We start from the raw sequence: 17786 nt of genomic DNA on the forward strand, positions 1-17786 counted from the left end.
ATGGAATAGGGCGAACCAGAACGTAAATCGCGAACATTCTCCTGAACTTAACATTCTGACCATGTTTACAAGTGATCACAACCCCAAATCAGCAATCAACAGGCCTGGTTACCGATCAATCATTGACAGTCTTCTGTCACACGATTCGCGAAATTCTCATCAATCTGGATAGTCCGCGATCTGTTTCCCGGCAATCTGGGACTGGAGTTTCTCAGAGGACAACTGCTAAAATAGAGAGTTGCTTTCCACGTTTTCCAGAAGAGACCTCGCTGAGACGCCGACTGAAAACGCTGCTGAGAAAGTTACATATCAAGGCTCACCCTTTGGAGTACACAAGGTATGCAAGTCTTACGTCTCAGTCTGGTTGTTGTATCTGGTTTGCTCTCAACTCTCTTCATAACCGGAGCCAACTGCTTGACAGCAGCGCCCGCGAAAACCCCCGGCAAGGCGGCAACAACCGCTGAAGCAGAAGCGGTTCTCGACCTGGCCACGTTCCCTTTACCTGCCGATGCCACGATGCAGGGCCCCCGCAGAATGGCAACTTTGAGTTACACGGTTCAAAAGCCGCTCAAAGAAATCTTCGACTTCAATGTCAAAGAACTGACCGGGCGGGGGTGGAAAGAGGTCGCAGGCAGCCGTCGCGAAGGACCGTTCGCCGGCGCTGAGTTCACGCATGGTGATTTTCACCTCAACCTCTCGGTCATGCAGCCTGCTCCTACCAATCCGGTCAACGTGACCTTTTCTCGCTACGGCAATATTCCATTGACTGCCCTGCCGGTCCCCAAGGGAGCAAAGCAGGTCTATGCGTTTCCAGCAACCATCATGTACACAACCGAAGCCCCTGTGAAGGAGACGGCGGAACAGTGCAGCGCTCTGATGCTGAAAGCAGGCTGGACCCCCTACGGCAGCGCCAGTACCACGGCCTATTATCGTCAGAACGCGGTGCTGGTGATGGTCAACGTCATGAGTGCACCAGGTCAGGGAGGCAAAACCGCAATTACTTATACCAGTTCGCTGCTCTCACTCGCTCTGCCGGCTTTTCCGGATGCCATCGATTTTCGTTACACCGATATGACCTCCGAGTTGTCCTTCGATACAAATGCCACTCTCCAGGCCGTGACCGACTTTTATCGCAAGGCACTGGCGACCGAGGGCTGGAAGGCCACAACCGACGAGCCGGTTGCCATCAAATGGAAGAAGCTCACCATCTTCCGTAAACCGGGACAGCAGATGATTACGATCACCACTCACGATTTTGAAGGCCGTACCCGCGTGCGAATTAAACATCAGACCGCCGCTGAGGTAGCGGAAGAAGAGTTTCTCGCTTACGAAGAAGAGGGACGCAAAGGCACATATCGTAAAGGCGAAAAACCGGAAGTCGCTGTTCTGACGAAAGACAGTCTCAAAGTGCAGCAGGAAAAACCGTACGCTCTGCGGATGCAGGTCAAATCGGGTTCCGCATTCGCGGTGGGCAAGGCTGTAGTTGATGCGCTGATGGCCGCCGGCTGGAGCGGCACCCAGCCGAAGAAAGCTCCGGTCTTTACTACTTGTGCTCTGAAAAAGGGGGAGGCACAAATCTGGGTGATCGCGACGGAACCAACCAAAGCCGATCCCTGGGTCGCCGTAATCGGAGCCGGCGTCACGCTCAAACCCATAGACCAATAATGTCTGCAGCTGCTTACTGCAGGAATCAATTCCCATATCAATGAGGGGGCGGGTTAACCATAGCTTCATCTCCTCTTAATTGAATTCCGCCGCGCACTCTCTCTATACTGAGGAATGCTCTGGCGGTACAGCAGTGCGCTGACCGTCAGTCCTTCTCTGTCTTCTGATGAAAGTGAATGTGATGAACCGCTCAAATTTCTGTGCCGGTCTGCTCTGCTGCCTGCTGGCGTCTCTGTTCCTGCAGACAGTTCAGGCAAAAGAACCCGCTGATCAATCCAACAGGCATGTCCTCATCATTGGTATGGACGGCACCCGCCCCGACGCCCTGCTGAAAGCGAAGACCCCCACCTTCGACAGACTGATTAAGGAAGGTGCCTTCACCGACGATGCCAATATTCTGGGCACGCGTTATCAGAAGAACGATACCATCAGCGGTCCCGGCTGGTCGAGCATCCTCACCGGCGTCTGGGCCGACAAGCACGGCGTGCATGACAACAGCTTCAAAGGGAAAAACTACGAACTCTTCCCCCACTTTTTCAAACGCCTTAAACGCCAGCGGCCCGACGCGAAAACTGTCTCGCTCGTCTCCTGGGATCCCATTCACGAACACATTCTCTCAGAGGCCGATGTCGCTCAGGTCTTCCCGCTTCCCCGCAGTAAACAGCAGATCGCAGACCTCCGCGTCTCTGGTGATAAACTCAACATCGACACCCGCGACGGCAAATGGCATCACCTGCTCGCAACCCGTCACAAAGACACTCTGAAACTCTATCTGGACGGCAAAGAAATTGGTTCGCTCTCCGGCGTCGACCTCGATTATACACTGGGTGGCGACTTCTATTTTCTCGGCCGGGATTCCCGCACCGGTCCGACCTGCTTCCATGGTCAACTCGACGACATCCGACTCTGGAACCGGTCGTTAACCGACAAACAGATTGCACAAGCCGCCAGCGGTGCGACTCCCGATCGCCAGGGCCTGGTTGCCGAATATCGCTTTGAAGACGCTGCCGACTCCGGTTCACAGGTCCTCGATCTTCCCAATAATGGCGGGAAAGACCACGGTCTGCAGATTCCATTAACCGAATCCCTCAAACAGTTGCCGCATGCTGATTTCACCATCGAAGCTCGCTTTCGCACGACCGATAAGGGACGCAATATTCTCTTCGGCAATTACAACGGCAAAGCCGGCGCCCTCAATCTGGAATTGCACGAAAAGAACAGCGTCCGCGTTTACGTTCAACCCCCCGATCCCCGCAACACCGATGCCCTCGCACGGGAAGGAGAGCGGGACAAAACTATTGCCGAGACCGCCGTCCGCATACTCCGGGAAGAAGATCCCACCGCGATGTTCGTCTACTTTCATCAGACCGACGCCACCGGCCATGCGATCGGCTTCAGCCCTGAAGTGCCCGAGTACATCACCGCGATCGAGAACATTGACAGTCGCGTCAATTCGCTGTTGAAAGCCGTTCAAGCACGACCGAATTTCAAGCATGAGGACTGGCTCACCATCGTCTGCACCGATCATGGCGGTTTGAAACGCAGTCACAGCGACGGCCTGAATGTACCGGAAATCCGTCGCGTCTTTCTGATAGCCCACGGCCCCTCCGTGGCGCCCGGTAAAATCTCGCAGCAGGCTTACCTGGTGGACGTCACCGCGACTGCGTTACAGCACCTGTTGGGCGAAGTCGATCCCAAATGGCAGCTCGACGGCAAACCGGTCGGTCTCAAAGCGACGAAGTAACACACACAGACCTTTAAGAAGACGTAAATAAAACGGGCCCCCTCGTCTTGGGAGGGGGCCCGCAGCACTTCTACCAGGTCGTGATTAACTTCAAGCCGATTTCTTCAGATCCTCTTCAGTGCCTGATTGAATTCGACCCTCGGAAAGCTTCAGGGTCCTGCGGGCGCATCCCGCAGCGGAGAGGTCATGCGTAACCATGATGATCGTCCGACCCTCTTCGTTGAACTGCCGCAAAAACGACAGGACCTGATCCCGGGTATCGGGATCGAGGTTTCCCGTCGGTTCATCGGCCAGGATGATCGAAGGGTCGTTTGCGAGCATCCGGGCCAGCGCCACGCGCTGCTGCTGGCCGATACTCAGCTCACTCGGTTTATGCTGCAGACGATCCTGCAGGCCGACGGTGGCCAGCAGTTCCTCGGCCCGCTGCTGTCGCTCCGTTTTATACTTCTGCGACAGCATCATGGGGACCTGCACATTCTCTATCGCCGTCAGATAGGGGATCAGGTTGAATGTCTGAAACACAAACCCGAGCTTATTCTGACGGACTTCGGCCCGTTGTTCGACAGGGAGATCATAGATCGATTCCCCGTCCAGCAGAATCCGTCCCTCGGAAGGGGCGGACATCGCTCCCAGCATTGACAGCAGCGTTGTTTTGCCACTGCCACTGGGGCCGATGATCGAAACAAAATCTCCCCGCGGAATCTCGACACTGGTGGACTCCAGGGCCACGACTTCGTCCTGTTTCTTGCGGTAGACTTTTTTGACATTTTCTAACTTCAACATGCGGTTAGACCTCCTTGAAACAGAGACAGGGATCGAGGCGGGATGCCTGGCGAGCCGGAAAGTAACTGGCCGCCAGTGTAACCAGCACCGCGACAGCCGCAGCGACCAGTGCCAGACCGGGAACCGGAACGACGGCAACATCCGCAAAGGCAGGACCCAGGAAGACAGCAATCACGCTGCCCAGGATATACCCGCAGATCCCACCGGCCAGGCCCAGCAGCGCTGCTTTCGCCAGGAAGAGCCGTGTGACGAAACGCGGCGTCGCTCCCAGTGCCATCAGCGTACCGATTTCCCGGCGGCGTTCGATGACATTTGCGAAACTCGCGCTGGCCATACTCGCACCACCCACGGCAATCAGAATTGCTAGGAACAGGTACGACAGGTTCGTCATCATCCGGTTAATCGAAACCTGCGTCTCGACCACGTTGGCGATGGTGACCACCTTGGTACCGGGCAGCAGCTTTGACAGATCGCCTACCAGTCCATTGGCCACATCCTCGCAGCAGCCCATCACTTCGATGATGTTCACAACCGGACCCGCAGAGGACAGCCGCTGGACGGTATGCAGGTGAGCAAACACCCGGCTGTCATCCACAGTACCGGTTGCAGGGAGTACGGTCAGGACGTTGAATGACTCTCCCAGCAGGTCCAGTGAATCACCGGCTTTGAGGTTGTTAGCGGCAGCGAAGTCCGATCCCAGAATGACTTCCGATTTATTCAGATGCTGCAGCGAACGTCGCTCGGCCAGGGCCTCGGGGGAATCCTGGTTTTCGTCAGCAACGTTGATCTTCGCTTTACAGCCTTCGTGCTTTTTGAAGAGCATGCCGCCCCCCGACCAGGCATTCATCTTCTGAATTTCTGATTGAGGCAGAATCCCCGTCAGAATCACATCCTGGTCGTCGACCTTGGTCGGGACACACAGCTTCGGCGTAATCGCTTCTACTCCGGTAAGTCCTGCCAGTGCCAGTTCGGCCACGTGTTCTTCAGGAATCGTTTCCTGGTGCATGTCCGCTGCGTAGTAGTCCTGCAAAGTGACTCCCTGGGGGAGAATCAACACGTTGGCCCCCAGTTCGTCGAGTTTGCCGGCGACTTCCTGTTCAGAAAAGATCGTGACGTTGCGGATCGCCACCAGCGCTGTCACACTCAGGATGATCGCCAACAGACTGGCAATCAACGCCGTGGGACGCTCCTTCAGTTCTTTCCAGATCATGGTGCTCATTGTCATGAGAAACCTCCTTCAGTGAGTGAGACGGTCTATTCTTTACAGTGCTTACAGCCTTCCACGCCACAGCTTTTGCCCGCTTTTTTAAGCTCGGCGATCAACTGCTGGCTGGTAACCTTGCCGCTGTATTGACCAATCATCACACCTGGAGGCGCCATGAACACGATTGAAGACTCCTGTGAAGCCGGCACTTCCAGCTCTTTCAGGAAGTCACCTTCACCCGGTGCACTACGGTCGACGGTCACGACTTCCACCACGTCCTTGTAACAGGGAATCGCTTTAAATGCCTCTACGCCCGCAGGTACGCCTGTGTTGCCACCGGGATTGACACAGAGCAGAACCATTTTGCGGCTCTGCAGGTTCAGCATGCAGCGGGCCTTAGTGGCAGACACGAAGGCCTGCTGAATGTAATCATCGTTGATCTGTTTCACGAACGATCCGGTGATGGCACCATTGGGAGCAACCGCCAGCGTCAGCGGCATCGGTGCCCGGGAGACACCGTACTCTTCAATGATTTTCTGCTCTTTAGGATCGTTGGTGTTCACGGCGACAAAAGAGGTGGTCTCTTTCTTGCCGTTCAGGTTCTGCGACAGCGTATTCCACATGCTTTTCGTCGCGTCATCCTGGTCTTTGTAGAACATGATGAACGTGTATTTGTTCTGTTGCGAAGCTGTAGCCCGCGAGCTTTCGGCTCGACTCAGGGCAGCGACGCGGGGTACCTCTTCAGCCATCGATACCGTGGTCAGAGAACTCAGCAGAGTTCCGGCGGCCAGCAGGCGGATACCGTTAACTTTGAACAGTCTGAGAATCGAAGGAGTCATCATAGCGATCATTTTCCTTGTCAGTAATGGGAATGAATAAATCTATTTTGGTGAGAGGAGCCAGCGATGGACGTAATGCGTTCTCCGTGTGAAGATCTCTGATCTTCTGATGGATTTAGCGCAGCGCTGTTCTCCTCGGTATATCAACTGAAAGACAACTCTGGTTCAGCATCCAGAGCGATCGCCTGCGCAAAGCAGGCCACGAGAATTTATAAACGCAAGGGGAGCGTCAGCGGCGTCTGTGATGTGTCCCTGGAGAAAGAATCCAGGACGGTGAAACGCGCCCCGTCCTGATCATGATTGACCACAATTCCGGGAAGTGGTGTCACACTGATGAGTGGCACTACTGGTGCATTCGGTGCAAAAACCTGATCGGCCATATGACAGATACAGGGGCAGTCATGGTGATCATCATGCGAGGATTCACTGCGGATCTCTGCCGACTTCGAGGTATGTACGCAACAACTGCAATTCGAAGCGGGAGCGAGACAGACTTCGCCTGCGGTGGAAACAGCTTCATCGCAGCCGGCCAGACCATGTCCCCAGCAGACGGGGCACGGTTGCAGCAACAGTGCGATCATTAAAAGGCGAAGCAGTTTCATCTGTCTGTCAGATCCAGCGTAAAGTATCAGCAAACCATTTCCTGAGGGATTGAATTTCCATCAGGATAGAGCTTTGTGTGCGCCCCGGTTCAGGGGACATAACCAATGTTGATATCGTCTGCCGAACTAATTCCGCTTGATCTCATCTGATCAGTTATAACGTTTGTGCCGGTTTGTCAGGGGGCAGCCAATAAAGACGATGCCGGGCCCCCAGCCTCTGTAAGCTTCCTGTATTTTCAGTCGCGACGGTCCTCTTAATTCCGGAATCAGGAGTGGTCTCACCTGGCACTTGCACTGGATGTCGATGTCATGTTTTATGTCAAAATCACAAATAGGACATGCAGGTCAAGATTGTAACATGTTAAATATATACGTCTTGTGATGAATCAAACCCATGCGTCAAATGCATGGTATGTATGTGAGTAATGTATTAGACATATCGCGGCCTCTGTCTAGAATGAAAGTGTCTCAGGAACAGTCCCGGTCGAGGACACTCCATTTCACTCTAAATACTGACAGGAGATGTGATGACTAGTTACTTTGGTCGCTCAATACAGAAGGGCACGGTGCTGGTGTTATGCGTCGCCAGTTCTGCGTTCGCACAGAATCACCCGCCCCACGCGAAACAGACACAATCAGAGGTTCACAAACAGCATCCCCATGTGGCCGCACTGAAAGGTGACAAAGAAGGGGCAGCCGCCAAGTGCCCGGTCATCGGCCACTCCCAGGGCCAGCGAAATACCGCCGCAGCAGCGGGCAACATGTCGATCGGTGACTGGTGGCCTAATCAGTTGAACCTCGATATTCTGCATCAGAATTCCCAGAAGAGTAATCCGCTCGGCAACGATTTCAACTACGCCGAAGAGTTTCAGAAACTGGATCTGAAAGCCGTCAAGAAAGACATCAGACAGCTGATGACCACCTCCCAGGACTGGTGGCCGGCTGACTACGGACACTACGGTCCCCTCTTCATCCGGATGGCCTGGCACAGTGCCGGTACCTACCGGGTTACCGATGGACGCGGCGGTGCATCAGATGGCACCCAGCGCTTTGCACCGCTCAACAGCTGGCCCGACAACGCCAACCTGGACAAGGCCCGTCGCCTGCTCTGGCCGATCAAACAGAAGTACGGTCAGAAAATCTCCTGGGCCGACCTCATGGTTCTGACCGGAAACGTTGCTCTGGAGTCCATGGGCTTCGAAACCTTCGGTTTCGCCGGCGGTCGTGAAGATGTCTGGGAACCTCAGAAAGATGTTTACTGGGGACCGGAGAGCGAATGGCTTGGACGTAAACGTTACGAGAATGATGACAAACTCGAAAACCCGCTCGCTGCAACCCAGATGGGTCTGATCTACGTCAATCCGGAAGGCCCTGCCGGCAAACCCGATCCACTGGCAGCCGCTCACGCCATCCGCGATACCTTCGGTCGCATGGCGATGAACGATGAAGAAACCGTCGCCCTGATCGCCGGCGGACACACCTTCGGTAAAGCCCACGGTGCCGCCAGCCCCAAAGGCAACGTTGGTCCTGAACCAGAAGGCGCTGGTCTCGCTGAACAGGGACTCGGCTGGAAAAATAAATACGGTAAAGGAAATGCCGGCGATACCATCACCAGTGGCCTGGAAGGTGCCTGGACTTCAACCCCAACCCAGTGGTCCAACGGCTACTTCGACAATCTGTTCGGTTACGAATGGAAACTGGTCAAAAGCCCCGCCGGTGCGTGGCAGTGGACTCCCAAAGCAGAATCGGCAAAAGGAACGGTTCCCGATGCCCACGATCCGTCCAAGTCACACGCACCCATGATGTTCACCACTGACCTGGCGTTGAAGATGGATCCCGCTTACGGCAAGATCTCCAAACGCTTCCACGAAAATCCGGATCAGTTCGCCGCTGCCTTCGCGAAGGCCTGGTATAAGCTGACGCACCGCGACATGGGGCCCGTCTCCCGCTGTCTCGGTCCTGAAGTTCCCCAGGCACAGATCTGGCAGGATCCCGTACCCGCCGTCGATCACAAGCTGGTGGACAAGCAGGATATCGCAGAACTTAAACAGAAAATCCTGGCTTCCGACCTGACTGTCCCACAGCTGGTCTCAACCGCCTGGGGTTCCGCTTCCACCTTCCGTGGCAGTGACTATCGTGGTGGTGCCAACGGAGCACGTATCCGGCTCGCACCGCAGAAAGACTGGAAAGTCAATCAGCCCGAAGAGCTGGAAAAAGTTCTGCAGACGCTGACGAACATTCAGCAGGAGTTCAATAAGGCTCAGACAACCGGCAAGCAGGTTTCCCTGGCTGACCTGATCGTACTCGGCGGATCTGCCGCTGTGGAGAAAGCAGCCAAGGCCGCCGGTCATGATGTGAAGGTTCCCTTCTCACCCGGTCGCACCGATGCCACCCAGGAGATGACCGACGTGGAATCCTTCGCTGCCCTCGAACCACAGGCAGACGGTTTCCGCAATTACTACTCGCACGGATTGACGACGCCGGCTGAAGAGCTGCTGGTTGACCGGGCAAACCTGCTCACGCTGACAGCGCCGGAAATGACGGCCCTCGTCGGTGGTATGCGGGTGCTGGATACGAATGTTGGCGTTCCGGGGCTGGGTGTTTTCACTAAGCAGCCGGGAACCCTGTCTAACGACTTCTTCGTGAACCTGCTCGACATGGATACCAAATGGCAGAAGTCACCCATGTGCGATCACTTCTTCGAAGGTCGGGATCGCAAAACCGGACAGGTCAAATGGACGGCCAGCTCTGTGGACCTGGTGTTCGGCTCGAACTCACAGTTGCGGGCGATCGCCGAAGTCTATGCCAGCGAAGATGGTAAAAAACGGTTCGTGGAAGACTTCGTCTCCGCCTGGAACAAAGTCATGAACCTCGACCGGTTCGACCTGGATCCGGCTCTGAAGAAGGCGGCTCCCGCAGCCAGCCTGAGTCAGCGCTAGATCTGATGATCAACGCCTGAAACGTTGACGCGAACGGGGGAGTGGGCCTAACGGCCTGCTCCCCTTTTTTTGATTACTGGCCGCGTCTCATTTCTGCTTGAGAAAGCTGCGCTCAGTCGCAACCGGGTCGGCATCATCCCAACGCTGCAGCCAGATATGCAGTTCCCCTTTCAGCCGCTTCAACACCGGTGCCATTTCCGGCTTGTCGACGAGATTCTCCAGCTCTTCCGGATCCGCCTGACGGTCATATAACGCCCATTCCGGACGATGGTGCAGTCGCTGCACCAGTCTGTCCTGAGACTGACGTTTCGTCTTTTGAGCTCTGCGGACCCACGATCCCGCGGTGTCTGCCCGGCCCTGTGAGTTACCGGCTTCAATCCACGTAAGTGCCTGGGTGAGCGTGGTGTTGGATGTGATCTCCTGGTCTGCACGTGGCGACCAGATCAACGTATAGCGCTGGTCGCGGATCGAACGAATCGGAAAAATCCGTTCCCGGTTATCAATGATGTTGCAGTTGGTGAAGGCACCGTAAGCGTATTTATGCACCCGCTGATTGCCGCCTGTCAGGTTGGCCCACTGACTGCGTCCATCAAAATCCTGATCGTCAGGCTGGCCTCCCGCAGCGGTGAGCAGCGTGGGGGCGATGTCGGCCAGCCACATCAGTTGGGAGTTGCGCTTCCCTTGAGGAATCACTCCAGGCAGCGAGACCACAACACCGGTAGCCAGCCCATCATCGAAACAGGTCCACTTGGAAAAAGGAAACGCATTCCCCTGCTCGGAACAGAACAGGACCAGCGTGTTGTTCGCAAGTTGTTCTTCCTTCAGTACGGTCCGCAGCTGTCCCAGCAGATCATCCAGATTGGTGATCTCTGCGTAATGTTGGACCAGTTCTCTGCGATAGGCCCGCGTATCAATGGTGTCGGCGTTGAGTGATAATCCCTGCTGATCATATTGGCTGGGGTCACCCGTTGTAGAAGGTCCGTGCGCATCATGCGAGGCGACAACCAGGCAGAAAGGCTGACCCGCCTCGCGGGCGGTCGTCATGTACTCCCGTGCCAGCTTGACCGCTTTGGGGTTCGCATTTTCCTGCTTGGACAGACTGCCGACATTGTCGAAGGGATAGCACTCGTTCGGTCCGATGTGACGCTTCCCCAACAGGCCCACACGATAACCCAGCGGTTTCAGATAGTGCGGCAGACTCTTTGTCCCTTTGACCGACTTGGAATGATTGGGCATCGCCCGCGTCCGCCAGACAGTGCGACCACTGTAGAGTTCCTGCCGAAAGGGAGCACACATCGCGACGTTGCAGTACACGTTGTCCAGTCGCATGCCGTCCCGCGCGAGTTGATCGAGGTGCGGCGTCTGTGCCTGACCACCCCACGGGCCCAGGGAATCGCGGTCGATGTCATCGCCCAGCAGGATCAGAATATTCGGCGGTGCTGCTTCAACGTCCGTTTCTGCAGACCAGGCACAGAACACCAGCAGTACCAGAATTCCACTCACAACAGGAACGCGCATCATCGAACCACCCATGGCTTGAGAACATCTGGAGAAAGATCACCGTAATCCACAAAGCATCCACGGAAAGACGCTCGACCGGATCGCGCAGTGACGCACAACCCGGTCGAGTCTGTTCCCTGAATCCAACGGGATTACATGTTGATCTCATACCCCTTGCGGTTTTCGCGGGAGAGGAATGAGTTCGCCTGATCGTCGCCGACGATTTCGCGTTTCTTCGGATCCCAGTTGAGATCGCGACCAAGACGCATTGAGATATTCGAGAGATGGCAGATTTCCAGCATCCGGTTATGCGACCAGACGTCCGAAATCGGCTGCTTGCGGGATTTCATTCCCTCAATGAAGTTGGCAGTGTGGTTTTCACTCACTTTGCCGCCATACACAGCTTCAATCGCGCCGTCTGGCAGCGGATTGTCTTTCAATGCTTCAACGGGAGCACCCACAATCTTGCCCCGGTTGACGAAGAACCGGCCTTTGGTCCCTTCGAACAGAATACCGTTATCTCCTTCGCTGGTGATAATCATTTCCACATCTTCAGGCATGTCGACCTTGATACGAAAACTCGTGGCGGCATTGTACTGATCGTTGACGACGGGATGACCGTCTTTGTATTCCACAGGCAGTTCGTAACTGACGGGGGAAATCTTGCTGGGGCCAGTATCGGTGGCACCCAGTGCCCAGCAGGCGATGTCGACGTGATGGGCACCCCAGTCGGTCAGCTTACCGCCGGAATACTCGTGCCAGTTGCGGAATGAATAGTGGCAGTTACTGAAGAGCGGCACTCCTCCGCCGTAACCTTCACGCATTTCAGGCAGAGCTCGATAAGCGACCTTCGGTGCTGGTCCCAGCCAGAATTCATAATCCAAGCCTTCCGGAACTTCCGCTTTGGGAATTTTGGGAGACCCTTCCATGCCGTTGATGCCACAGGTCACTTTCTGAACCTTGCCGATCCGACCATCGCGGATCAGGGCAATCGCCTGCAGGAACCGCTGTCCCGATTCAGATCGCTGCATGGTTCCCACCTGGAACACACGACCGGTCTGCTTGACCATCTTTTCGATCAGCTTGCCTTCGTCGATGGTCAGCGTTAATGGTTTTTCGCAGTAAACGTCTTTGCCCGCCAGCATCGCTTCGACGGCGATCTTGGTATGCCAGTGATCGGGAGTCGCAATCATCACAGCATCGATATCCTGACGATCGAGCACCTTGCGGTAATCTTTATAAGCGTCCGGTTTTTTATCCTGCTTTTTGACCAGCTTCTCAACGTTCGCGCCCAGTACGTTATCATCCACATCGGCCAGTGCCGCAAAGTCGGCGAACTTGGTTGATTTGTTGGTGATCGCCCAACCCTGGTTTCGCAGACCGATGGTCGCAAACACCGGACGTTCGTTGGGGGACTCATATCCCATGGCCCGATTAAGTGAAGGGCTCAGGATACCGGCAGCACCCGCGAAGGCGACTCCCTGGATAAAATTGCGGCGCGACATTTTTTGAGAAGTTGACATTCAGTGAAATCCTCTTGGAGAAATAAATGAAATTCTGCAGATGTAATCAGACTCATACTTTGCCGAACATATCAATTCGAGAAGCGAAGTCCATCGGGACCATAAATTGTAGCTGATGATACGAGCCGAGTACACCGCAAATGTCCCATGTCAAATACGGGTTCGACTGGTTCCTTGTGAGGGGAATCGATTCATCAGACCTCGAATATCGAGCCGCTTTATGGAACCGGCTGGATCTCACTCGGCTGCCAGGTCCTGTCAAAGAATGAAGGTAGCGGACTATAGAGCCGCAGAATGGTAAACCAGCCTTTTCCGGGGGTGGTTTGAATCCAGTTTCCACGCGGGACATCGTCTGGTTTCTGAGGACTGAAATAGACCGTAGTACTTCCCGCTGCATCCGATTCCGCTGCCGGCGAAGGATAACTCTGGCTCCCTGCGCGCGGGTATTTTTGAGGAGTTTGTAACATCGAACGGGTCTGGTTATCGTAGACTGTCAACGACCAGAATGCCCGCGCGGGGATTCCTTTGGGTAAAGTGACTCGATAAGTGGCTGAACCATCGAAGGGCTCACCACTGTCATCAGAAAAGGCGATCAGGTACTGCGAACCAACACCAGGAATCCGCATAATCATCCCGGGGGAATCAAGCGTATACGCGAAGTAGAATGCAGTTCGTGAGTCGAGCGTGCGTGCCCCGGTGGGAGGATATGGTTTGAAAATGCCGTCTTTGTATGCGGGTGGCGGAGTCTCGAAGAAAGCCCCACCCTCAAACAGCATGTTCATCCACTGGGATCCTTTATAGTAGGCCCACTCGGGATGGCGTTGTGCAAAACGCCAGTTCAGCATCCTTCCACTGGCATTGCCGATGGCAGCGGCATCGGTCAGGATTTTCTTCGTACGTGCATCCGGCTCAAACGGTTTCCCTTTGACAATCCCGATCGCTGCCAGCTGTCCTGCGAGTTCTACATCATAACTGGTAGCCGGCTCCTGCTGAACGTTTTCGTTAATCAGTTCGAAAAATCCGTAATCGCTTGGAGGCACCGTATTGAAGCTTTTACCGCTGGCTTCAATAAACCGGGTTGGGGGAACAGGAGGATTTTGCGCGAGGCGGACCTTCCCCTCCAGCGCTGAGGCAATACTCGTCCCAAAGCCGCCGGGGGTGTAAGGATAAATTTTCAGGTTCTGCTTGATATTGTCTACCGCCGGTTTCGGATCATTATCGACCAGAAAGGAACGCGCTGCATACAGAACGCGGTTTGTTTTGGAATGCGCGATGAAATAACCTCCCTCAGGTAACGGACCCTGGTAGCCGGGAGGCACAAGCAGATACCTGCCTCCTGCACCGCGGTCCGGGCCGGGACGCCCGATATCAATAATCCAGCTGAACCACATATCGTTGATGGTTCCCAGTCCGAGGGGAGGCTGTTCGATTACCATGGGGCCTTGAGACAGATTGATAACGCCCATGTAGTAGACGGTATCAGCGTTTGCCGTCAGAAACAGAGAATGAGCATCCATCAGCTTTGAAAAAATAACGATCGTATTATCTTCAGCTCCGATACTCTGGAATCCCTTACCGAGCGCATACGCCGATGCCCCCCGGTAGCTGTTATTATAGACATTAACACCCCTGACAAGATCCAGCATGCTGGATGTTCTGCCAGCGGTGTTCTCTGTCGGGACACCATTTTGAAATTCCAGGGTTCCAATCGAAGAGTTCAGTTCGTCCGGAGTCACAAGTTCAGCCGGTGGTGGTGTATATTCCTGTGAGTGGGCCTGAATTGTGGCGAACAGAATCAGTACCGTTACTGACAAAGAGAGGCATGCTGAACGGAAAATGCACAATGTTTTATTCATGATTTGGACCTGAAAATATCTACCGGCACTGGAATTGCTGGTACAGGTCCCTGATGAGATCCGGATGCCAGCTGGAATTGGAAGGTATTCAGATTCTAAACAATTCATTTTCAACATCCTACAACATTCCAGAGATTTTACTGAATCTTCATGCCCCGTCATTCGGGTCCGGAAATGAATTTACTGAAATTCTATTTTCAGTTCGACGGCAGAAAACTTATCATAAAAGACGGTGTTTACTCTGAGTTCCCGCCGGTTGTGGATATCGATGACTTCCGGCTTATTTTAATTGAAAGTGAATTCTCCCATGGAACGCAAATCCGCATCTGAATTCGATCAGAAAGTTCTGGACCTCTACGACGACTATGCCCACGGCCGACTCAATCGGCGGGATTATATTAAACAACTCGGTGCCTTTGCTGTGGGAGGCCTGACCGTGGAAGGCCTGCTGGCCAGTCTCTCTCCCAACTACAGCTGGGCCGAACAGGTTAAGCCTGATGACCCGCGCATTAAAACCGAACGCATCACCTACGACTCCCCCGACGGAGCTGGCAAAATGAAGGGCCTGCTGGCCTGGCCCGCAAAGGGAGATAAATTTCCCGCGGTCCTCGTGATTCATGAAAACCGGGGCCTGAATCCCTACATTGAAGATGTGGCCCGCCGCCTCGCTGCACAGGGTTTTCTGGCACTGGCTCCCGACGCTTTAACGCCCCTGGGTGGTTATCCTGGTAACGATGACGAAGGCCGTACCATGCAGCGGAAACGGGAACCTGAAAAAATGAAAGAGGATTTCGTCGCAGCCGCGAAACTGCTCGACAAACATGACAAGTCCACCGGCAAAGTAGGCGTGGTTGGTTTCTGCTTCGGTGGGGGCATGGTCTACCAGGTGGCGCTCGAACTCCCCGACGTCATCGATGCCGGCGTCCCCTACTATGGTCGCCAGCCCGACACTGCCGAGGTTCCCAAGCTTAAGACTCCCCTGCAGATTCACAATGCGTCACTGGATCGCCGCATCATGGCAGGTGCTCCCGAACTGGAAGCCGCTCTGAAAAAGAACGACAAACCGTTCGAGGCCTATGTCTACGAAGGCGCGAATCATGGCTTCCATAACGATACCACTCCCCGCTACGACGAGAAGTCCGCAGAACTCGCCTGGAAACGAACGATCGACTTCTTCAAGAAACAGCTCGGGCAACAGAGCTAAGTAAAACTCGTGGACCAATGAAGGTGCAGCGTTTGTGAGACGGATTACTCTGAATCGCCCCAACAGGAAACTGAGAGGCGTACGGCGTCATTTACGAAGCCTGACGAAGTGGGCAGATCTGATTCATTTTGAAAATGATATTCGACCGGGGGAGAAGTATGTTAACTTCAAAGTCCCACTCCCCGCTGCACTGGTCGAAGGGCCGCGGTCTCGACATCGTCTACAGGCAGACGTGATTTCACAGTTACTGCGGGCAGCCGAGAAACTGGCCAGGCAACAACCACCTGAGAATAGCCAATTCTACCGGGTGGCAGTCCTGTTGACTTTGCCTGACCTGTTTGCAAGTGAAGTCACTCTGTTTTTTGATGAAGACTATTTCCACGGATTCCTCTACGAGAACAGTCTGCCCGATTCGCAACGCCCCAGTCAGCTCTATGCCGTCAAAATTCCAGAGATATTTGATATCGAGTGTGGCTGCCTGGTCTCATACACGGATGACGAGTATGTCTATCGCAGCCATCATTGGACGATTACTGCTTCAACCCCACATCAGATCTGAATTCTTTTTTGCCAGTAGTTGACCAGGCTGTTCATCCAGTCGTAGAGAAAGTATCGAAGAGCCCGTGATGCATCGATTTTATCACATCGAAGAAGTTGACGGCGTTTTCGAAACGGTGTTACCGCCCTTCGATCACACAGCCTGGCCAGATATTGTGCCGGAACAGGGATATGTCTGGATCAGTAACCCCGGTCTCGAAATCGCAGGGAAATTGGATTCCATCCTCTCCCAGGCACTTTTTCAGACAGACGCGATCGACTTAAAAAGTTCCATTCATCGGCTGGAATTCGATGTCTCAATTCCCGCTGCTGATTTTTTACGCTTTGCCGAATCGAAGTTCACTCAAGGCATCGATTTCATCCTCAGTGAAAAACATCAACCTGCGGAATTTCAATGGTCCTCCCTGCCCCGGCACAGCTGGCCAGGCATCATGGCGCAGAACCAGATCACCCTTGTCTTTCACAGACCGGCCGGTGGAGAACCTTCAAAAATCATCTCATCATCCGGGGACATATTGAAAAAGCTCATCGACCGGATTTCCAGTCGATGATCGATAGGTTTGCCTCAACTCAATGTAATCGCAATGATTCCAGCTTATGTGTCGCAACCAATAGCGTGATTCAAGTGGTTTGATCGGCCACTTAAACCCGCTGGATTACAGCAAACAACGCGTGTGGTCCCCCTTCCGAGAAGTGGGTGTCCGCGTCTTCCCGCGTGACGAAACGACAGTCAACGATCGACTGTACCTGCCAGCCATCCTGGAAGGTGGCACGCAGTTCTTCGCTGCTCACGCGTCGCGGTCCTTCGCCCGCAGGTTCCTTATCGCTGAAGCACTGCAGATAAAGCGTCGCCCCCGGTTCCGTTACCTGGGCCAGTTCACTCAGGTAACGTACACGGTCTTCATTCGAGAGAATGTGGAAAAATCCACAGTCGAGTACATTCTCAAACAGCTGATTCAACTCTGAAAGCTGTAATGCGTTCTGTTGCAGGAACGTTGCCCGCAAACCCCGTTCGGTCGCCTTACGATTGGCTTCTGCAATCGGGGCGGCCAGCAGATCAATGCCGGTCACTTCACAATCCTGGGCCGCGAAGAACAGCGCATTCTCTCCTGTCCCACAACCGACGTCCAGCACGCAGCCCCGGATCCGGTCTGCCATGTTCGCAAACTCCGGCTGCGGTTCACCAATGTCCCAGGGAGGCCTCTCTTCCGCGTACATCTGTTCGAAGTTCTCGGCAGGAGTGGTCTCTCTGTCAGCCGGACCAGGGGAAGCCGAGTCGGAACTGCTTGTGTTAGACTGGCTGCGGGAAACATGTTCGTCGGATGGTAACATCGCATTGATCTCCTGGTTCAAAACGGCAGCATCCCCG

Annotated in this window: 14 protein-coding genes; 6 read left to right on the forward strand and 8 right to left on the reverse strand. The window is 54.4% G+C overall.

The window, feature by feature from the left end; genetic code table 11:
* Positions 1 to 414 precede the first annotated feature (414 nt).
* Together RID21_RS30025 and RID21_RS30030 are read left to right on the forward strand one after the other, a co-directional pair.
* Entirely contained in the window at positions 415 to 1665 is a 1251-nt protein-coding gene (locus RID21_RS30025) for a hypothetical protein (protein ID WP_350195438.1), read from the forward strand.
* Between the two features lie 181 nt (positions 1666 to 1846).
* Complete coding sequence (locus tag RID21_RS30030) at positions 1847 to 3409, forward strand: LamG-like jellyroll fold domain-containing protein (protein ID WP_350195440.1); 1563 nt, start codon at positions 1847 to 1849, stop codon at positions 3407 to 3409.
* 90 nt (positions 3410 to 3499) lie between these two features.
* Here RID21_RS30030 and RID21_RS30035 read toward each other — a convergent pair whose 3' ends face one another.
* From RID21_RS30035 to RID21_RS30050, 4 genes are all read right to left on the reverse strand, one after another.
* A complete protein-coding gene (locus RID21_RS30035; RefSeq protein ID WP_350195442.1) occupies positions 3500 to 4192 on the reverse strand; it encodes an ABC transporter ATP-binding protein in 693 nt (230 codons plus the stop codon).
* A 4-nt stretch (positions 4193 to 4196) separates the two neighbouring features.
* Positions 4197 to 5417 (reverse strand): ABC transporter permease, encoded by a 1221-nt coding sequence (locus tag RID21_RS30040; RefSeq protein ID WP_350195444.1) that lies wholly within the window; start codon positions 5415 to 5417, stop codon positions 4197 to 4199.
* 29 nt (positions 5418 to 5446) lie between these two features.
* Complete coding sequence (locus RID21_RS30045) at positions 5447 to 6238, reverse strand: hypothetical protein (protein WP_145442636.1); 792 nt, start codon at positions 6236 to 6238, stop codon at positions 5447 to 5449.
* A 206-nt stretch (positions 6239 to 6444) separates the two neighbouring features.
* Entirely contained in the window at positions 6445 to 6837 is a 393-nt protein-coding gene (locus tag RID21_RS30050; protein WP_145190765.1) for a hypothetical protein, read from the reverse strand.
* A 527-nt stretch (positions 6838 to 7364) separates the two neighbouring features.
* On the opposite strand from RID21_RS30050, the gene katG reads away from it, so the two are divergent.
* Positions 7365 to 9776, forward strand: a complete 2412-nt coding sequence (gene katG, locus RID21_RS30055) for a catalase/peroxidase HPI (RefSeq protein WP_350195446.1) — start codon at positions 7365 to 7367, stop codon at positions 9774 to 9776.
* Between the two features lie 87 nt (positions 9777 to 9863).
* On the opposite strand, the gene RID21_RS30060 is transcribed toward katG, so the two are convergent.
* The 3 genes from RID21_RS30060 to RID21_RS30070 all read right to left on the reverse strand — a co-directional run bounded on the left by RID21_RS30060 (position 9864) and on the right by RID21_RS30070 (position 14655).
* Positions 9864 to 11297: a sulfatase family protein gene (locus RID21_RS30060; RefSeq protein ID WP_350195448.1), complete on the reverse strand. Its 1434-nt coding sequence runs from the start codon at positions 11295 to 11297 to the stop codon at positions 9864 to 9866.
* 131 nt (positions 11298 to 11428) lie between these two features.
* Complete coding sequence (locus tag RID21_RS30065) at positions 11429 to 12799, reverse strand: Gfo/Idh/MocA family protein (protein ID WP_350195450.1); 1371 nt, start codon at positions 12797 to 12799, stop codon at positions 11429 to 11431.
* Positions 12800 to 13017: 218 nt separating this feature from the next.
* Positions 13018 to 14655, reverse strand: a complete 1638-nt coding sequence (locus tag RID21_RS30070) for a DUF1254 domain-containing protein (protein WP_502892636.1) — start codon at positions 14653 to 14655, stop codon at positions 13018 to 13020.
* 307 nt (positions 14656 to 14962) lie between these two features.
* Here RID21_RS30070 and RID21_RS30075 point away from each other — a divergent pair, with 307 nt between their 5' ends.
* The 3 genes from RID21_RS30075 (at position 14963) to RID21_RS30085 (ending at position 16968) form a co-directional block, all read left to right on the forward strand.
* Positions 14963 to 15859 (forward strand): dienelactone hydrolase family protein, encoded by an 897-nt coding sequence (locus RID21_RS30075; protein WP_350195452.1) that lies wholly within the window; start codon positions 14963 to 14965, stop codon positions 15857 to 15859.
* 34 nt (positions 15860 to 15893) lie between these two features.
* Positions 15894 to 16418 carry a DUF3916 domain-containing protein gene (locus tag RID21_RS30080; protein ID WP_350195455.1) on the forward strand — a complete coding sequence of 175 codons (525 nt, stop codon included), beginning with the start codon at positions 15894 to 15896 and terminating at the stop codon, positions 16416 to 16418.
* Positions 16419 to 16485: 67 nt separating this feature from the next.
* Entirely contained in the window at positions 16486 to 16968 is a 483-nt protein-coding gene (locus tag RID21_RS30085) for a hypothetical protein (protein ID WP_350195457.1), read from the forward strand.
* 91 nt (positions 16969 to 17059) lie between these two features.
* Here the strand turns inward: RID21_RS30085 and RID21_RS30090 are convergent, their stop codons facing one another.
* A complete protein-coding gene (locus RID21_RS30090; RefSeq protein ID WP_350195622.1) occupies positions 17060 to 17749 on the reverse strand; it encodes a class I SAM-dependent methyltransferase in 690 nt (229 codons plus the stop codon).
* Positions 17750 to 17786: the final 37 nt, after the last annotated feature.

Origin of the sequence: Gimesia sp. (genome assembly GCF_040219335.1) — a bacterium.
Classification (GTDB): domain Bacteria; phylum Planctomycetota; class Planctomycetia; order Planctomycetales; family Planctomycetaceae; genus Gimesia.